Raw genomic sequence first — 18,387 nt, forward strand, 5'->3', positions numbered from 1 at the left:
AAACACACTTTTATATGGAGAAATGTATTATTTTTCGATAGAGTTCTCTGTAAGACGGGGTGCCGAGCCCGTAATTCGTGTGATCGGGAATGCATTTCTTATTGGAATGACGATCAACGCCGCAATCACAGCCTTCACAGCATCCCCAACCAAGTACGGATAACAGCCGACCAGCAGTGCCTTCTGCAGGGTAATATGGGCAGCATGCGCAAGCCAAGGGACACCTGAAACATACAGAAGCAAAGAACCGAACAGCTCTAACGTCACGCAAGTAAGTACAAAAGCTGCTGTCCCGCGTCCTTTGATCCGTTGAACGACGAAACCGATTAGCCATGCGGCGAACGGATAGGCCCAAATAAAGCCGCCTGTCGGTCCGAGCAGCAGTGCCATACCTCCGCTTCCATGAAGCAGCGGAATCCCGATGGCCGTTAATATCACAACGAGAGCAATGCTAAGGAACCCGTACAGCGGCCCAAGAATCGCACCCGCCAGCATGACGATCAGATTTTCTAACGAAATCGGGATGGGGGTAAAGCCAAGATGAATGTTTAAATAGCTGGATGCAACGAATAGCGCTGCAAATAATGCACTGAATACGATACCCCGAATAGACAAACTAGTTTTCATTGCAAGATCTCCTTTTATTTGTTAACCTATTTTTACAACTCAAAGTTGACAATTGCATTGTAGCACAACCGATTCCGTTTGGAAAGAGTGGAATATACATGAAAAACAATCATCCTACGCAAGCCGTCCTGCTCCGAAATGTCCATTACTCCATTCCGGCTGCCGACGGAGTCAAGACCCTCCTTCGACATATCCATCTGTCGGTCTCACGAGGAGAATGGCTCGCCATCGTCGGAACGAACGGAAGCGGCAAGAGCACATTAGCCAAGCTCATCGCCAAGCTTCAACCGGTGTCCTCCGGCGAGATTGTACATAACCGAAGCGTTCGGGATGCAGCACAGGACAGCCCGGCACGGAAGCCTTTTGTTCAAATGGTATTTCAAAATCCCGATACGCAGCTGTTCGGCGAAACCGTCTACGAAGAAGTCTGCTTCGGACTGAATAATTACGGATTTGAGCCGGAGGAGCGCCATCGACTGGCGATGCAATCGTTGGATACTACAGGACTGGCTCCACTCACTGACTATCCCGCCCGCTTCCTATCCGGTGGGCAAAAGCAGCTGCTGCACGCCGCCAGCTGTATGGCCGTTCAGCCGGAGGTGCTTATTTTCGATGAAGCTACGGCGATGCTTGACCCGCTGTCACGTGAGCGGCTGCTCGCCACCATTCATAGGCTGCATGAGGAAGGCACGACCATCGTATGGATTACACAATTATTGGACGAGCTGGACCGAAGTGACCGTATTGTTGCGCTGGATGACGGGCAGATCGCATTCGAGGGCTCCAAGGAGTCGTTCTTTTATTCCTCGATTTCCGGGGACGATGTACAATCCGGAGAGGCGGGATCCTCCCCATGCGAACGTCTGGGGTTTCTGCCTCCTTATACGATTCAAGTCGCGAAGGAGCTGATACGGCGAGGCCTCTCGCTGAACCCTCTCCCCTTCACCATAGAACAGCTAGGAAAGGCCGTAACCATATGATAACGAAGCAACCGCTGAGCAGCGGGCATGAAGGGAAAGAAGCTGCCTTGCAAAGCGCTTCCTCTACAGAAGAGGTGCGTCTGGAGCATGTTTGGGTGCTTCCCCCGGATGGCAGTACCCGAAAAGAGCCTTTATTAAAAGATTTGAATTGCCGTTTTGCAGCAAAAACCATCACACTGATCGCAGGCCCTACCGGCTCCGGTAAAAGCACGCTGCTGCATGCGCTGGCCGGGCTGCTTCCGCTGTATCGCGGATCGGTAACGTACGGCCCTCATTCCTTATGGCAGCCCAAAGGACGGCTGCACGCAGAGGTTCATCGGGCAATCGGGATCGTATTTCAATACCCGGAGCGTCAGCTGTTCGCCGAATCGATCGAGAAGGAATTCCGATATTCCCTCCGGCCTTACCGTCTGACGAAGAAAGCCGAAGCGGAGCGCATCGGGAAGGCGCTGGACCGTATGCAGCTCTCCCAAACATTTCTTGAAGAATCGTTTCTCACCTTGTCCGATGGGCAGAAGCGCAAAGCGGCCCTCGCGACTACGATCGCTGCGGAGCCCCAATGGCTCCTGCTGGATGAGCCGACCGCCGGAATCGATCCGCAAGGGATTGGCCCCCTGCTTCAAATGATCATGGAGCATAAACAAGCCTCCGGGGGCGGGGCCATTGTCATAAGTCATGACCTGGATACCTTCCTGCCCGTTGCGGATAGGATCATTCTTCTCCGTGACGGAGAAATTGCGGCGGATGGAACCAGGGAAGAGCTGCTGGCGCAGCCGGATGCTTGGCTGCAAGCAGGAGTCGGTATGCCGTCTAGTCTTGCATTGGCTCAGGCGCTGGAGCGGAACGGAACGGGGATAAAGAATCCTCACCTAACCAATGGCCGCTTCCAGCCTATGGAGGCTTTTCCCGTGACTCCGCAGGCGATGGCAGAAGCCATCCTGCAGCTTCGAGCGTCAGGGACTTCCCGGCAGACTCGGGTGGATATGACTTATCCTGCTCGGGAGCCGAGTGAGCGTGATGGTATGGCTGATGCCGGCTCCTCTGTCGGGGAGCGTCAGGTTAGGCAAGCGCGTAATGACGGAAATCAGTGGGACGGATCGGAGCTTGATCGGAGGGACAAACGGGCTGCATGGCCCAAGGAGACGAGGACGGAGACAGGGGCAGGGTGGAACGGGGACACACGTAGCGAAGCAAGGGCCTCTCTCCATCCTGAGGGCGCGCCCGAGAACATCGTTGGCAGCCTGCACCCGATTGCCAAATGGTTCGTTTATATTTTGCTGTCCACCGGTATTTTGCTCCAGCATAGCTGGCTTGGAATCGGTATCGCTGCACTTATCACCTTATGCTGTATACTAATTTCCGGGGCCGCCTACCCAAGCTTGATGAAACCGGCCAAGCCCTTTATTTACTTTCTTGTACTGTCTACCGTAGTATCCGGCTGCGGGATCGACTTCGCACCGGACTCGTGGCGGCCGGAACGGTTTTATTTCTCAATCCCGTCTGCGATGGCCACCCTCCAGCTGTTAAGCCGCTTTCTGCTCGTGATGCTGCTGGGCGTACTGCTGGCGGTGACGACCGGCACCCGGAAGATGCAGGCGGGGCTGGAGCAGGCGTTATCTTTTCTGGAGCGGTTCCGTGTACCTGTTGCCGCGTTCACTTTTTCCGCCACACTGCTCGTCCGCTTCCTTCCCATGCTGTTCCAGGAAATGGACCGCACCGCCCTTATCGTCAAGGCGAGGGGCAAAACACAGGGGAGAAAGGGGCGGCTCCGTGTGCAGGATGTCCCTGTATTTCTCATCCCGTTTTTGCTGTCCATGATGAAGCACGCGGAGGATTTGTCGTTGGCTTTGGAAGCCAAAGGATATCAGCTGAAGCGGCTGAACGGGCAAAGCGCTGCCGCATTGCCTTGGACAAAGCGTGAGTGGCTCGGCATTGCCGTGGGGATTGGGCTTTTTACCATGCTGTATATCGCGGAACGCTGAAATCCAGATCCGGCTCCCCCTTACCATACAAAATATCCCGGCTTCCCTTGGAACCCGGACCGGACTTCCACGATGAGCCGGTGCGGCGTCATGGCTGATGGAACGAACGAATGACCGTCCGCGTCCACAAATTCGGAAAGCGGGATGCTGCTTGCCCCTCTAGGAAGAAGCGGCGTGCTGTAGAGATAGCTGTCATTCAAGCGAATCGATACGTCCCTCCACACGTAATCGTTCCCGTTGTCTACAATAAGCTGTTCACCGGGAAATCCAAGCTGAACGATCAGCTGCGATGATGGCGAGGCTGAAAATGATGGATGACCCGGCGCTGCACCGCCAAGCAAGCCCGGTGCACGGGATTCACAGGCGGCCGCAATGGTCACCAAAAGCAGCATTATAGCCGCGCAAAGAAGCAGCCAATACAGCCGCTGCTTCTTTGTGCGGCTTGTCGTCTGCGCGGCTCTTGTTCCCGAACGCATCCTTCCCTCTCCCCTTTCACTTCAATCCATCAGCAGGTGCGTGGTATTCTTAGCCGAGCGGAATATAGACCAAGCAGGCCCCCACCCTATGCCGCGGATGACCCGTTTCCCGCTGCGCGGTAGCCGTTGTATGCTTGCGCCGGCCCGCCTCACTTGCGGGCCGTAAGGCTGGCGTCGAACCACATTTCGGGCGCGGCCGGATGGCTCGTATGCACTTCAACGGCCAATACGTTCCTCCCCCTCACGAACAAGTCCTCATGACCCTTCAGTGAGAAGCTTTCAAACCCTTTATTTTCATGCGGGCTGGCCAAGGACCGGCCGTCGACCCACCCGTCCCGCATCGAATCGCGGGCAATTTCGTTGCCGTTCAAGTAGGCGACGAAGCCGTCCTCGAAAGCTACCTGCAGCACCCAGTCGTTCCATGCCGACGGGTCGTCCTCCAGAACGAACGACCGGCGAAAATAAACTGCCGGCGACGCGTTCTGCACCGGCAGCTGCGTCTGCAGCAGACGGGCGCGCAGCGTATCGCGCGTCCGCCCGAAAGGCGCTGACGCCGCGGACCAGCCCGCGTCGTCGTATGCCGGGCTGCGCCAGTCCTCCGGCGGCAGCTGCACCCGCTCCTGGAGCGGGCGTTCGCCCGCCGGGTCCATCCCCGGCGGGATGACCGCGCGGACCGCGGGGCCTCCCGCGCGGTACCGCCATGCGGCGCCGATCGCAACCGGCGCCTGCTCGGCCCCCGCAGCCGCCTGGCGAAGCGCGGCTGCGTCCACCTCAAGCCGGTCCGCCTCGCGACCGGCAGTGCCCGGGGCTGCGGCCGTCAACCGGCTGCCGCGGCCTTCCACGGTGAGCAGCGGCGGCGGTACAGCCGATCCGCCGCCGCTGCTCACGGTCCATTCCGCCCAGCCGCTGTGGGCGGATAGGCGGTAACCGGCCCCCGGCCGGCCGGTTACCGCGGCTTCGGGCGCGTAGAGCCGTGCGTCGATCAGCACCAGATCGACGCCGCTCGCCGCGAGCCCGGCCCACACCTCGGGCTGCGGCGGCTCCTCGTGCAGCAGCGCGATCCGATGCAGCCGGGGCGCCTTCGCGGCGCTGCGCTTCAGCCAATCAAGCTGCACCGATGGCTCCTGTGCGAGTCGCGCCGCATCCAGAAACCAGAACCGTGCTTCGCCGTAATCGACGAAGTAGGCCGTCCTCCCATATCCCGGAAGCTGCTCCTCCGGGATATGGGGAAACCTCGCCGCCGCATTGGCCTCTGCGGTGGCGGAGTCCTCTCCCGTGACCGTAACGGGACCCCACACGGGAAAAAAAGACCTCGGCGCAGGTTCCCCTGCGCTGCCTGCCAAGCTGGCCGAACCGGCCACCAGCAGCAAATCCGATCTTTGAGCCAGCAGCTCGCCCAGCTGTTGGCCATTCGGAAGCTGACCGTTCGGAGCCCCTTCTCCAACAATGTACCCGATCTTCCATTCATCCGTCTCCGGCTGAGGCTGCTTCTCGGCGATGCCCGTTACAGGAGGCCTGGACCACAGCAAGGTCATCGCCAGGAGCAGAAGCAAGCCTCCGGTCATATAAGCCAATCCGTATGTTTGCCCGTGACTCAGCCGCTTAGTCCGCTTGTCCATAACCGTCCTCCCATCATAAGTTCATAGCCTGCCTGTTTAGGGTCTTCCGATTGAGAAAACAGCTGCCGTCCGTGAAGCAAATCTATGAAAATAGCGGCCAGCAAGATGAGAGCCCTTTTCATAGTTTTCGCACACGCTAGGCCGGCCAACCGAGCATAAAATGGTATACAGGGGGCCAAAGCAGCAGCAATAGCAGGAAAACGGCGGCCAAGAAACCGTAGAGCCAGCGTTTCAGCTGAACTTCCTTGTTGCTAAGCCATCCGTGCAGCAGCGCCCAACTGGCCAGCCAAGCAAGGGCGGCTGCCATTTCCTTGCCTGCATAAGGACCAATACGGAGTCCTCCGGGCAGCCAGGAGGCCCATTTCAGCAGCCTCGGATTCACAGCGTCCGGAGCTGCCGTGCTCCACAGATGCACCGTTGTCAGAACGGCCATACCGAATACAATCGATACCAGGACTGCAGCGATTTCACCCGATTTTCGTTCCTGGGAATCCTTGGCCGGGTTCCTGTGTGTCTGTTTTGAATCAGCCGGACGAGCCGCTATCCGCCGAAGGCGCCAACGGGGACGTCCTGCTTTGCGGTCGCGACATTTACGCGGACCTAAGGGTGAATCCCCCTCCAGGGACGAGAGTGAAAGAGCCTCGGTCGTCTCTATCGTCCCTTCATTAACAATCGGCCGCTCGCGCCTCCTGCGATACGTCTTCTTGTTCCTTGGCCTCATCGTCTCCCTCCTTCCCTATGCGCTTCCCCGGCATCGTTTGCCCTGCTCCATGGCTTATCACCGTTATCGGCCCGCCCGGAACTTGGGCGTTCAGGCCAGCCTCCATTTGGCCAGCATCAGCCCGAAAGCAAAGCCTACGAACAGGCAAAGCCACTGCAGCGTCAGCAGGATGCCGATAACCTGCCGCAGCTCCGTGCGAAGACCGGCTTGGCCGGCAAAACGGCGAAGCAGGACGCTTGCCCCTATGCCGAACGGAATCGCCAGCAGCGCCGTAAATTCTTTGTACTCCATCACAACCCAATGGGCAAATGGCGCGTGCAGCTTGAACCATTCCGACGCCCCGTCAGGCGCTTGGTAACCGATATACAGCCAATTTCCAGCTGCTATTGTGGCGAGCACCAGCACATTCGTCACGAGAAGTCTCCATTCCAATCGCTTGACGCTCTGTGTCAGCCCCTTTGCATAGCTGTAGTAGGCATGCCACATATAGGTGGCGACGAGCATTGTCAGCGATGCCCCGAGTCCATGCAGCACCCCTGCCAGCCGATGGCCGTTGTCAGGACCGAAGGCATTAGCCAGCGGAATCAATAGAAAACAGACGATCGCGATCAGTCCTTGGGTCACAGCCAAATCCCGATAAGGGCTGTCCTTTTTCATAACCCACCCCGTTCTACCGTGAATGAATCGATTTCATTTTGCTGCAAATCATATGCCTTGAAAACGGTTCGGTCCGCTTCTACATCCACAACCATATAGTGGTAGCTTGCTTTCGGTCCGACAACCACCTGCTTGCTCTCCTGACTCCCGGAATATAAGGGCGCTCCGGCGCCGCCGATCGTCAGCTGGTAGATTGGGTGCTCGAAATGATGACCGTTTCCGTCAAAGCTGCCGTCTACCTTGCGGCGATTGTAATTGTGCTCATGCCCTACGAATACGGCCGTTACCCGGTACCGGTCCAGTAATGACCACAAAGCATCACGTGATACCGGGTCCCCATCCAGAGAGCTTCCCAGATGGGCCCCAATCGGGTAAGCCGGCATATGAAACTGGACGAACACCTGCTTGTCCCCGCTCGATTTCAGCTGCTGCTCTAACCAGTTTCTCTGATTTTGATCCATCGCATACTGATTATTTTTATTTTGCCTGTCGGAATTCAGCGTGATAAACCTGGCATTGCCATAGTCGAAGGAATACACGGTTTTGCCATAGCCTGGCAGCTGCTCCTTGGGAAGATGGGAGAACACCTCAGAGAACACCTTCTCGTCATGCTCATGGTTGCCAAGCGCCGGATAGACCGATGTCATAGGAAAATAATCGTCAACCACGGCCTTCCATGCCTCCAGCTGGGCACCTACATTGGCACCGCCTGTCACCTGATCTCCCGTGAAGAAGAGAAGGCTTGGCACCGGGTTCAGCCCCTTTGCGTGCTCCATGAGATTGCGCAAAATAGCCTCATTCGCTCCTTTGGCACTGCCACGGCTGTCCCCCATAACCACAAAACGAAATGGCTTGTCGCGTCCGGCGGCTGCTCCTTCTGCCGTACGTCCCGGCGGTTCCGAAGCTGCTTTGCTCCCGCCTTGCTCTGCTGATTGGGATGGATTTGGGGCAGGGCCATCCGCCCCCCCTCCGTTACTAGTACATCCTCCTAGCAGCAAGAGGACCATCAAAAGACCGGCTTTGACTGTGGCACCGATCCATTTGCTCCCGTGTCTTGACGTCAATGAATTCCTCCCCCTTCGATACATGTTCCTCGTTATGTGTTTATTATCCCATTACCCAAATACGCTCCAACGGCTGCGAAGCCACTGAAAAACGGGCGGAGTGGACAGAATCGTTCTGTAGAAGCGTAAGCGTTCGCCTTTGTCCCCGGATTTTGGCCGCTAGAAGCGGGTTGAAATGGATAAAATCCGGGGACAACAGCGATCGGAAGAAGGATCCGTCCATGCAGCCGTAACTTTTTCAGTGGCCTCACAGCTGCAGGCGTCTTTTTTCCTGTCAACAGATGGTTTGTAACGGATTTGTCATATTTGACGGGTAAGTAATTTTCGAGCTGGATCTTCCTACAGTAAAAACGTGGATGAAAGGTGGAAACGATATGAATCGCATACTGAAGTTAACGATAAGCATGGTCTTGTCCCTCGCTTTATGGATGCCTTCAGGCTCCATCTCCGCTTTCGCGAATGCGGCCTCCACAGAAGAGTGGACCCAATATCCTTTGATTGCCCATGCGCTGGGCGGCATAGACGGTGTTGTTTATACGAACAGCCTGGAAGCCTTTCAGAGCAATTACGATAAAGGGCAGCGGGTATTTGAAGTCGATTTGTCCTTGACCGAAGACGGGCTGCTTGCAGCCAGGCATGATTGGGAAGGCTATTTGGCGGCCAAATTCGAACAGGATATTCCGGCAGACCGGCTCGATAAACCGCTGACGCTGAAAGAATTCCAAAGCTACAAAATTTTGAAAGAATATACGCCGCTCTCCTTTACCAATATAGCACGCATCCTGCAGAAATACCCGGATGTTTATTTTATCACCGATACGAAGGAAACGGATCTCGCCCTTGTCGAAAAGCAGTTTACGCTCATTCGGGACACGGCCAACCGCCTGGATCCGGCCATTCTGGACCGTCTGATTCCGGAAATTTATTCGCCGGAGATGATGGAGAAGGTCAAGAGCATCGTTGCTTTTAAGCATGTCATCTTTTCCATCTACATGTCTTCCATGGAGCCCGATGAAGTCGTTCAGTATGTGAAAGACAATCGGATTCACGTTGTAGCGATGCCAAGTGAGCGTGCTTCCAAAGCGTTTATGAACAAGCTGGCTAAAGCGGATGCGGTAGCTTATGTCCATTCGTTGAACTCGGTGGAGGAGGTGACGAAATTTTTGAATATGGGGGTTCATGGGGTATATACCGACTTCTTGTCCTACCGTGATTTGGGGATCGATACCAGCGCCTGGGCCGGACCGGCAGCAGCAGCAGCCTCCACAGCAGACGGAGCCGCAACGGCTGCGGCCCTCCATCCGACCATAGCTTCGACGGCCAAGGATACCATGCCTTCTCAGAGCGCATCTCTTACAAAGCAGAGCGCATGGGAAGCGTTAAAATCGTTCATTGCCGAAATATTCTCCATCTAATCGAAATCTAGTTATGGCAATTCAGCCGATTCCAAGCCTGCGTAAATTCCGTATCCGGGGAAAAAATGCAGGCTTGGTTTATGCCGTTTAACGCATACGTGAGAATCGTGTAATAGGTCTCTTCCTTTCCATTGACCGAAAAAGTAAGGTTTACCCGCCCGTCCATATGCTCCCGGTCAAACGGCACCTTTAGCTGGTCAAAGCCTGTCACATAAAAGCCTTGGGCCTTTAGGCCTTCCATTTGGCGTGCCCACTCCTTTTGGCGGTCCGGTTCCCGACCCAGCTCAGCGGAGGCAGCCTGAAGGTCGTTGGATAACAACGCGTTCAAATAACGGATTGTCGTTTGTTTATTGACAGGATTCACTCCCCAGCCAATCACACGTGAAGGCTCCACCATAAACACCAGCATAACGATCCCCATGCATAAGGTCATAAGCAATCCCAATCCTTTTATTATACTCATGTGTCCATCAGCCCCCCGTCTTCCTGGCTCAAATATATAGATGCTAGCATTTGCCTGCTTAATAAACGATTCGAGTGGACATGTAGTTGCAATTGTGCAGAAAAAAACGTTCAGAGAACGATGTCCCTTGAACGCTTTACATGATCTTACTATATACTGTGCTTTCCCGGGCTCATTGCCTCTTTTCCGTCTGGAACGACCAAACCTCCGACCTGCTTAGCCCCCCGAATGCATCACGCGCCACAGCATACCAGGCATAGGTTCGCCCCGGCTCAAGCCCCGTATAAGTCACGCTAGCCCTGCTGCAGCTCGCGGTCTTCTCCGTCCTGCCGATCTGCTCAAGAGTTCTCGCATAGATCCCAACATAATCGGTTGCAACCTGCTTCTCAATGGGCTTCAGCTTCAGTGGCATCACCAGCTCGTCCTCCTCCGGTTTGAAAAAGTTCCATTGGTTCAAGTAAGGGGAATATGTGTTGACCAGCAGCCGTTTACGCTGTAAATCAAACTGCAGCAGCCGCATAAAGCCCTGCCCTCCCTCGGGCCCATTCTGGTAATTGCTCAGCATTTCCAATACAGTCCGGTCACCGAGTGTCCTGACATTATGGGCCACCCCTGGATTATGCCCTCCCAGCACCATAAACACATTCGGATTAGGGACGACAAGCTTCTCCCATATTTCTTTTCCTTGACCGTAATAGGCTTTGTTCGGCTTCATATATTCGTGAGTCGCAATCATCGCATTCCGGTCCGCATATTTCTTCAGCACACGGTTCGCCCAATCAAACGATCTCTGATCGATGAGCCAGCCCAAATATAGGATAATGAAATCATTGCCCTGAACGGAAACGAGGTCGTAATGGTCCCGATAGTTGTTCAAATCGCCGCCGAAGGTGGGTTGGCCTATATAACGTTCTTTCCCAAAATATTTCCAGAACTCTCTATAGTTTCCGGCATCATAAGCCACATCGTGATTTCCCGCTACGACACCGTAAGGAATATGCGCTTCATCCAGAATTTTCATACTGTGGGACGCATTCTCCCATTCCGGCTTGCTGTTCCAGTTGTTGACGATATCGCCCGTATGGATCATATAATGAAATTTCTTCTCTCTCCAATGGTCCACCGTCCAGCGGGTCATGAGATCATAAATGCCTGGAAAAGACTCGCTGTAATACTGGGTATCCGTCATCCACAGGAAGGCAAAATCATAATCTCCCGGCGATGGTACCCGGTCCTGTACAAGCACCTCGACACGTCCGTCCCCTACGTGCTCGTCCTTAAGCCTCCCATGCAGTGTGAAGTCCTTCGTTCCTTTGTTCGCATCCAGGTCCTCCCACTTCTGCTGTGTATGATTCCACACGTACAATGTCACCAGCCGGTCCGGCAACGAGTGCCCTGTCCAGACCACCTCGGCATCCCCGGGCAGCGCATCTTCCACCTCAAAAGAAAACCGATGATAAGGAAACCGATCCTTCTCATCCTGAATCACATAGCGCCCGTCCCGCACGGCGACCGCTTCTCTTTCCTGCGGCGTCCATGCCGCCTCGCCGTCCGGCTTCTTCTCCAGCGGCGGCTCCCGGTCTGTCGCGTGGGCATACGCCTGAACATGGCCCGATTCCGCCAGATCATAGCGCCTCGCCTTGTAAAAGGATACGCTGAGCGGGTCATCCGCCGCATCCTCCACCTTCACACCAAGCTGCGCCGTATGCCCGGCCACCCTTGCCCGGTCTGCAGGCAGCGGGTCCTGCGGCGCGGCAGGCGTTTCATCCAAGGAGACGATACAACTCCTAGAAGCACCGGCGCTTGGCGGGGAATTATATTGACGCTTTACATACCGGTGAACTCCGTAAGCCATACCTATCATAAGCAGGAGCGCGATAAAATAACAAAAGCACATTTTCATAAGATTCAAGCGCAGTCTATTGTTCATCCCGTGCAGCCCCCTTTGGCCGACCCTGCCTGGTATTGGTTATTCACCTTATTACCACGCAGCTCCAAGGATGACTCGCCATCCCCTCACCACGGTACCTTTCGCCGCATTGGTTGTGCCGGATCGTCGCGCGGGACCGCAGGAGCTCCTGTTCCATGGCCCTCCCGCCCGGAAGTGAACCCAAGCGGGAGCAGCAAGCCTCTGAAGGTGATTGCTTACAATGAGAGGATGGAATCGATTGCCCGGCATATTTTGCCCGATAATTAGAACGTTACGCTTGCACCTGCGGAGCAGCTGCGCTGCCTTTGGCAATACGAATCGCCATCAAGGCGGCGAACAAGCAGACGAAGCCGGCGGTGACAAAAGGAACGGTATAGCTTCCGAGCCACTCGCGCATCACACCCGCTCCATAGGCAGCCGTCGAAGCCCCGATTTGGTGAGCGACCACCACCCAACCGAAAATCATGCCTGCTTTCTCTTTACCGAACTCCTTTGTTGCCAGTTTAACGGTCGGCGGAACGGTTGCAATCCAATCCAACCCGTAAAACACAGAGAAAATGAACAGAGCCGCAGGGCTGGTATCCAGAGCGTAAGGCAGGAACAGCAGCGATAATCCGCGAAGGCCATAGTACCAGAACAGCAGCCAGCGGCTGTCGAACCTGTCGGATAGCCAGCCTGAGGCCGTCGTACCGACCAGATCGAACAGTCCCATCAGAGCAAGCAGCCCTGCGGCCATGACCTCGGGAATGCCATAGTCGCCACAGGCAGGAATCAAATGAGTACCGATCAAGCCGTTCGTTGAGAAGCCGCAAAAAAAGAATGTGCCTGCCAGCAGCCAGAAGGTTTTACTGCCGAGGGCGGAACGAAGCGCGAGCAGAGGTGCGAGAAATAAGTTGCCGCGAAACGGCTCCGGCTTGACAACCTCTTGTGTACCATAAGGCGCGGCGCCGACATCGTACGGGTGGTTGCGCATCCAAACCGCTACGATAATCAAGAGAAGTACGAGAGCAGCGACGGTTGAATAAACCGCATACTTCCAGCCGACGGCAACCGTAATCTTGGCCAGCATGGGCAGGAACAGCAGCTGTCCTGTTGCCGCACTGGCCGTGAGCAGCCCGACCACCAGACCCTTGCGCTTGACAAACCATTGATTGGCCACTGTAACTCCAAGCACGTTCGCCATCATACCGGTTCCGAGACCCGCCACCAGACCCCACAAAATCTCAAACTGCCATAGAGAGGTCATGAGCGGTGTGATGGATAGGCTGATCGCCAGCCCGCTGATGGCAACAAGCAGCACTCTGCGGATACCGAACCGCTGCAGTAAAGCAGCAGAGAAGGGTCCCACCAGCCCGTATAAAAAAATGCCGATGGAAATTACGCTCGATATGCCCCCGCGGCTCCAGCCGAATTCATTCTCAAAGGGAAGCATAAGAATGCTGGGCATCGACCGGATCCCTGCCGAGACAAGCAAGGTGACGAATGTGACGAGGACAACCACCCAACCGTAATACACTTTTGATTTGATCTGGGGATTCATCTGCTTATTCACTCCACTTCTATCCATGTTTTGTTTGTACATACAATATATTAAACAATAAACAAAGGGTTGCTTATTGTTTTTCCAGCTTCTCACTAATCCGCTCCTGCAATGCAGATAGCTGGGCCGCCTCCTCGGAACCGATCAAGGCTTCGTATTGCTTTTTAAAATTGGCCGAGGCGCCGCGAATGGCCCCTTCCAGCTGCTTCCCTTTTTCCGTCGGGTATACGAGCACCGTCTTGCCCTGCACCTTGCGCTCCACCAGCTGCTTGCCTTCGAGCTTGTCAATGAAACGAGTCAATGTCGAGGCTGTAATATACAGCTTCTCGGCGAGTTCTTTTTGCGCAATACCCGGATTTCCGATCACCAATCGAATCAAATAACCGTACATTGGTGTCAATCCCGTCGGTGCAAATTGTTCCTCTGCCATCTTCGTAATTGCTCGACTTAGCCGGTTCGTCGTAAAAAATAAACAGTTATGAAGGAAGCTCTCATCCATCTGTACACCTCTCCTTTCGTTTGTATTTTGTATGTACAACAAATATAATTGGGACCGAAGCATTTGTCAACAGGTTATTTTCCAGCCCTTGGCATCCCGCCTCGCCGATCGTCCAGCTGTCGAAAATAAACAACCGGTCTCCGTGCTGGGGTTCAAGAGAAAAAGCACGATACCTCCCCGTGAGCGTATCGTGCCCTCTTTTCACCCTTTATTCCGCCAGGCCTTCAATGTTTTTGAACTGATTGAAAAACATCCGGTAATACTGCCCCTGCGCATGAATCAACTTATCGTGACTGCCTTGCTCGGCAATTTCCCCGCGATCGATGACCATAATCGTGTCTGCATCGCGAATCGTATTGAGCCTGTGAGCAATAATAAAACTGGTCCGCCCCTGCATAATTTGCAGCAGCGCATCCTGAATATGCAGCTCTGTCCGGGTGTCGATACTGCTGGTTGCCTCATCAAGAATGAGAATAGACGGCTTCGCCAAAATAACGCGCGCAATCGCTAACAGCTGCCGTTGCCCTTGGCTGAGATTTCCTCCGTTCTCCGTCAGCACGGTATCATACTGCTTCGGCAGCCTTTGAATGAACTGATCCGCATTCGCCATGGAAGCGGCCACTCGTACTTCTTCGTCGGTTGCATCGGAGCGGCCATATTTAATGTTTTCCTTGATCGTTCCCGAGAACAAATACGTATCCTGCAGCACGATGCCGAACGTTTGTCTCAGGCTGTCCCGGGTGTATTCCTTGATATCCTTCCCGTCGATCAGAATGCGGCCGCCTGTCACGTCATAGAAACGTGTGAGTAAATTGACGATTGTCGTTTTACCGGCACCTGTCGGACCGACGAGGGCATTGCTGCTTCCTTCCTGCGAAGAGAAGCTGACTTGCTTCAAGATCGGGACATCCGGTCTGTAGCCGAAGCTGACATTCTCGAACACGACATGTCCTCGCGGGTTGTTCAGCACGACCGCTCCCGGCGCATCCTCCGGCTCTTCTTCCTCATCCAATACCTCGAACACCCGCTCCGCACCGGCTACCCCTGATTGAAGCACATTAAAAATGTTCGCTATTTCGTTCAGCGGCCGGACAAATTGCCGGGAATAGCTGAGAAAGCTGGCAATGATTCCGACGGTTATCATGCTCTTCACAGCCAGAATCCCGCCGACGATGGCTACTGCGGCAAAGCCGATATTCGTAATGACGCTGAGCAGCGGCATCAAAAAGCCTGACCAAATCTGCGCCTTCAGCCCCACCTCGCACAGCTTCGCATTGACCGATTCAAACTCGTCGATCGCCTTTTCCTCATGATTAAACGCCTTGACTACCAGAAGACCCGAGATCGTCTCTTCGATATGTCCATTCAGCTTGCCAAGCTGCACCTGCTGATCCTTGAAGAGGACGCTTGTGCGTTTTGTAATCGTCCTTGCCAATAAAAAGACGAGCGGCACCGTAACCAAGCTGGCTAGCGTTAACAACGGGCTTAGAATAAGCATCATCATCAAGGAGCCTATAATCGCGATAGACCCTGACATCAGCTGTGTGATCGATTGAGACAGCGTATTGCTAACATTGTCGATATCGTTGGACAGCCGGCTCATCACTTCGCCATGCCGCCTCGTATCGAAATAAGCAAGAGGAAGCCTTTGCAGCTTCTCAAACAGCGCTCTTCTCAGATTCATGACGATCCTCTGCGATACCCCGGCCATCAACCAGCCCTGCAGAAAGGTAAGCAAGCCGTCTATCAGGTAAGCGGCAGCCAGAGCAATAATAACAACCTCCAGCAGCTTGAAATCGACAAGTCCGTTAGCCCGGGTCATAGAGTCAATGGAAATCCCGATCAAATATGGACCTGATAGGGTCACCGCCGCGTCCATGAGAATAAAAATAAACACAATACTCAGCCATTTGCGTTCCTTACCGAGGTACTGCCACAGCCTTTGAAGGGTTCCTTTAAAGTTTTTTGGCTTCACCACCGGCCTGCCGCGTCCGCCGAAGCCCCCTCCTGGACGGCCTGCGAGCATCGGAATATCTGGCGGCTGATTCGCTGCACCCATTGCATTTTTAGGTTCAGACATGAGGATGCATCTCCTTCCCGACCTGGGATTGGAAAATTTCCTGATACACCTTGCAGCTTCCCATCAGCTCCTCGTGCTTGCCCAAGCCCACGATCCTGCCTTGATCCATCACGACAATTTGATCGGCATCCATAACGGAAGTAATTCGTTGAGCGATAATCAGGCAGGTCAGATGCTGCGCATACGTCCTCAGCGCTTCCTTAATGTTCGCTTCCGTCGCCACATCGACAGCGCTGGTACAGTCATCCAGAATGAGGATTTCCGGCTTCCTCACTAATGCTCTTGCAATGGACACGCGCTGCTTCTGTCCGCCGGAGAAGTTGACTCCCTTCTGGCCCAGCAAGGTATCGTAGCCTTCCGGGAACGATGTAATGAAATCATGGGCCTCCGCCATTTTGGCGGCATGCTCGATCTCTTCTCTCGTCGCTTGCTCGTTCCCGAAACAGATGTTCTCGAGTACGGTTCCGGTAAAAAGTACGGTTTTCTGCGGTACCACAGCGATTTTCTCCCGCAGTATCCGGGGATTCATACCGCTGATATCCTTCCCGTTTACCCTTATCGTGCCAGAGCTCGCATCGTAAAATCGGGGAATAAGGTTGACCAGACTGCTTTTTCCAGAGCCCGTCGAGCCGATAATGCCTACCGTTTGGCCTGGCAAGCAGCTGAAGGTCACATTGCGCAGCACCGGGTCCCCCCCTGCCGCTTCATAGGAAAAGGATACGTTGTCAAAATCGATGCTGCCGCGCTGCTCCCCGCACTCCGATTGTGCGGATGCCGTGTTCTCATCTGGTTGATCGCTCCAAGTCATCGCGTTCCGCTCATTGAACACTTCACCGATCCGCCCTGTCGATGCCTTCGCCCTGACAAGCATATTGAATACCATGGAAATGGTCATCAGCGAGAACAAAATTTGCGTCATGTAGTTGACGAAGGCAATGATGTGGCCCACTTGCATTTGACCGCTGTTCACCCTCTGGCCTCCCAGCCAAATAATCGCTACGATACCTATGTTCACTGTCAAGGTAATCCCCGGACTGAATACCGCCATTGCCCTCATGGCAATCGTCGATCGTTTCTGATATTCCGAATTGGCAGCGTTAAATTTATCGACCTCGTACTCAAACCGGTTAAACGCCTTAACTACCCTTACGCCAGATAAATATTCCCTCATGATCCGGTTGACCCCATCGAGAGCACGCTGCACCTTCGTAAAAAACGGAAAGCCTACTTTCATATTTAATGCAATCAGTACGCCTACCACAGGAACAACGACCAGCAGCACGATGGCTAGATGCGGATTCAGCCTTGCAGCCATAATGAGACTGCCGATACATAACAGAGGCGCCTTGGCGAAAATACGCATGAGTCCGTTCACAAACGTCTGCACCTGGGTAATATCGTTCGTCAATCGGGTAACCAGGGAGGCTCTGTCGAAACGGTCTATATTTTCAAATGAAAGCGTTTGTATTTTGCGGAACAAATCGGATCTCAGCTCTGCGCCGAAGCTTTGGGATACGCGGCTGGATACGATGTTTCTTGAAGAAGCCGCTACGGCTCCGACCGCCGTAACCAGCAGCATCAAGCCTCCCATTTGCAGCACGTAGCTCATCTCCCTATTCGCGACACCTACGTCAATAATTTTGGCCATAATGGTGGGCTGGAGCAAATCCGCTCCAGCCTCCACCGTCACGAATAAGATGGACACGCAAAAAAGCTTCCAGTACTTTCGGATGTATTTCCCCATGAAGCCCATCCTGCATTCCCCCTACTGCTCTTCATTCGGCACGACCATCGCTTTGATCGTATCAAATGAAATCGGTGTATAATCCCAATGCTCCACGCAGACATTGATGTACTGCTTCCCTTCATACTTTTGACCGTGTATGTGCCCGTGAATGTTCACGTAAGGCATATGCTTGTTCATATACATCGGTTCATGCGATAGCAGGAAGAAGCCGTTATAAATAATGCCATGCTCGCTTACTTCCTGAAATCCGGCCTCCAGCCACCAGGCCCTTGATCTGCCGCGGTCATGGTTGCCCATGATAAGCATTTTGCTGCCGTTTAACCGGGACACGATGCTGCGCGTCTTCTCCATATTCAAGAAGGAGAAATCCCCTAGATGAATCACCCGGTCCTCCTTGCCTACGACGGCATTCCATCTTTCGATCATCGTTTCCGTCATTTCCTCCGCATCGGTGAATGGCCTGGATTCGAAATCAATAATATGCTTGTGACCGAAATGATGGTCTGAAATCATATACACCTTTGGCATGAGAAATCCGTCCTTTCCTGCTCCACGATTCCGTTCCTTGCTTCCTGCTTCCTGCTTCC

17 protein-coding genes are annotated in these 18,387 nt (G+C 54.2%); 4 read left to right on the plus strand and 13 right to left on the minus strand.

Features of this window, described 5'->3' with window-relative positions:
• Window positions 1-27 precede the first annotated feature (27 nt).
• A complete protein-coding gene (locus CF651_RS29505) occupies window positions 28-627 on the minus strand; it encodes a biotin transporter BioY (RefSeq protein ID WP_094018443.1) in 600 nt (199 codons plus the stop codon).
• Window positions 628-725: 98 nt separating this feature from the next.
• Here CF651_RS29505 and CF651_RS29510 point away from each other — a divergent pair, with 98 nt between their 5' ends.
• The gene (locus tag CF651_RS29510; RefSeq protein WP_094018444.1) at window positions 726-1,607 is read left to right on the plus strand and encodes an energy-coupling factor ABC transporter ATP-binding protein; all 882 of its coding nucleotides are present in this window, start codon (window positions 726-728) and stop codon (window positions 1,605-1,607) included.
• A complete protein-coding gene (locus CF651_RS29515) occupies window positions 1,604-3,589 on the plus strand; it encodes an ATP-binding cassette domain-containing protein (protein WP_094018445.1) in 1,986 nt (661 codons plus the stop codon). The genes CF651_RS29510 and CF651_RS29515 overlap by 4 nt, the downstream gene beginning before the upstream one ends.
• Window positions 3,590-3,609: 20 nt before the next feature.
• On the opposite strand, the gene CF651_RS29520 is transcribed toward CF651_RS29515, so the two are convergent.
• The 5 genes from CF651_RS29520 to CF651_RS29540 all read right to left on the minus strand — a co-directional run bounded on the left by CF651_RS29520 (window position 3,610) and on the right by CF651_RS29540 (window position 8,126).
• Window positions 3,610-4,065, minus strand: coding sequence for a hypothetical protein (locus CF651_RS29520; RefSeq protein ID WP_094018446.1), 456 nt, complete (start codon window positions 4,063-4,065; stop codon window positions 3,610-3,612).
• A gap of 149 nt (window positions 4,066-4,214) precedes the next feature.
• Window positions 4,215-5,684 carry a hypothetical protein gene (locus CF651_RS29525; RefSeq protein WP_094018447.1) on the minus strand — a complete coding sequence of 490 codons (1,470 nt, stop codon included), beginning with the start codon at window positions 5,682-5,684 and terminating at the stop codon, window positions 4,215-4,217.
• Between the two features lie 136 nt (window positions 5,685-5,820).
• The gene (locus CF651_RS32555) at window positions 5,821-6,405 is read right to left on the minus strand and encodes a hypothetical protein (protein ID WP_179233056.1); all 585 of its coding nucleotides are present in this window, start codon (window positions 6,403-6,405) and stop codon (window positions 5,821-5,823) included.
• A 90-nt stretch (window positions 6,406-6,495) separates the two neighbouring features.
• Window positions 6,496-7,062, minus strand: coding sequence for a hypothetical protein (locus tag CF651_RS29535; protein ID WP_094018448.1), 567 nt, complete (start codon window positions 7,060-7,062; stop codon window positions 6,496-6,498).
• Window positions 7,059-8,126 carry a metallophosphoesterase family protein gene (locus CF651_RS29540; protein ID WP_245856206.1) on the minus strand — a complete coding sequence of 356 codons (1,068 nt, stop codon included), beginning with the start codon at window positions 8,124-8,126 and terminating at the stop codon, window positions 7,059-7,061. Before CF651_RS29540 ends, CF651_RS29535 begins: the two co-directional genes overlap by 4 nt.
• A gap of 374 nt (window positions 8,127-8,500) precedes the next feature.
• Between CF651_RS29540 and CF651_RS29545 the strand changes: the two genes are divergently transcribed.
• On the plus strand, window positions 8,501-9,541 hold the full coding sequence (locus CF651_RS29545; RefSeq protein WP_094018449.1) for a phosphatidylinositol-specific phospholipase C/glycerophosphodiester phosphodiesterase family protein: 1,041 nt from the start codon (window positions 8,501-8,503) through the stop codon (window positions 9,539-9,541).
• A gap of 7 nt (window positions 9,542-9,548) precedes the next feature.
• Here the strand turns inward: CF651_RS29545 and CF651_RS29550 are convergent, their stop codons facing one another.
• Together CF651_RS29550 and CF651_RS29555 are read right to left on the minus strand one after the other, a co-directional pair.
• Entirely contained in the window at window positions 9,549-10,004 is a 456-nt protein-coding gene (locus tag CF651_RS29550; RefSeq protein ID WP_094018450.1) for a hypothetical protein, read from the minus strand.
• Window positions 10,005-10,176: 172 nt separating this feature from the next.
• The gene (locus CF651_RS29555; protein WP_094018451.1) at window positions 10,177-11,775 is read right to left on the minus strand and encodes a metallophosphoesterase; all 1,599 of its coding nucleotides are present in this window, start codon (window positions 11,773-11,775) and stop codon (window positions 10,177-10,179) included.
• A gap of 48 nt (window positions 11,776-11,823) precedes the next feature.
• Between CF651_RS29555 and CF651_RS29560 the strand changes: the two genes are divergently transcribed.
• The gene (locus tag CF651_RS29560) at window positions 11,824-12,201 is read left to right on the plus strand and encodes a hypothetical protein (RefSeq protein ID WP_094018452.1); all 378 of its coding nucleotides are present in this window, start codon (window positions 11,824-11,826) and stop codon (window positions 12,199-12,201) included.
• Window positions 12,202-12,205: 4 nt separating this feature from the next.
• On the opposite strand, the gene CF651_RS29565 is transcribed toward CF651_RS29560, so the two are convergent.
• The 5 genes from CF651_RS29565 to CF651_RS29585 all read right to left on the minus strand — a co-directional run.
• Window positions 12,206-13,474, minus strand: a complete 1,269-nt coding sequence (locus CF651_RS29565) for an MFS transporter (protein WP_094018453.1) — start codon at window positions 13,472-13,474, stop codon at window positions 12,206-12,208.
• A gap of 73 nt (window positions 13,475-13,547) precedes the next feature.
• On the minus strand, window positions 13,548-13,973 hold the full coding sequence (locus CF651_RS29570) for a MarR family winged helix-turn-helix transcriptional regulator (RefSeq protein WP_245856207.1): 426 nt from the start codon (window positions 13,971-13,973) through the stop codon (window positions 13,548-13,550).
• 208 nt (window positions 13,974-14,181) lie between these two features.
• Window positions 14,182-16,032, minus strand: coding sequence for an ABC transporter ATP-binding protein (locus tag CF651_RS29575; protein ID WP_094018468.1), 1,851 nt, complete (start codon window positions 16,030-16,032; stop codon window positions 14,182-14,184).
• A 13-nt stretch (window positions 16,033-16,045) separates the two neighbouring features.
• Window positions 16,046-17,806 carry an ABC transporter ATP-binding protein gene (locus CF651_RS29580; protein ID WP_094018455.1) on the minus strand — a complete coding sequence of 587 codons (1,761 nt, stop codon included), beginning with the start codon at window positions 17,804-17,806 and terminating at the stop codon, window positions 16,046-16,048.
• A 12-nt stretch (window positions 17,807-17,818) separates the two neighbouring features.
• Window positions 17,819-18,387 (minus strand): hypothetical protein (locus CF651_RS29585; protein ID WP_342746631.1); only part of this gene is annotated, 569 nt, incomplete at its 5' end.

This window comes from Paenibacillus rigui (genome assembly GCF_002234615.1).
Lineage (GTDB): Bacteria > Bacillota > Bacilli > Paenibacillales > NBRC-103111 > Paenibacillus_S > Paenibacillus_S rigui.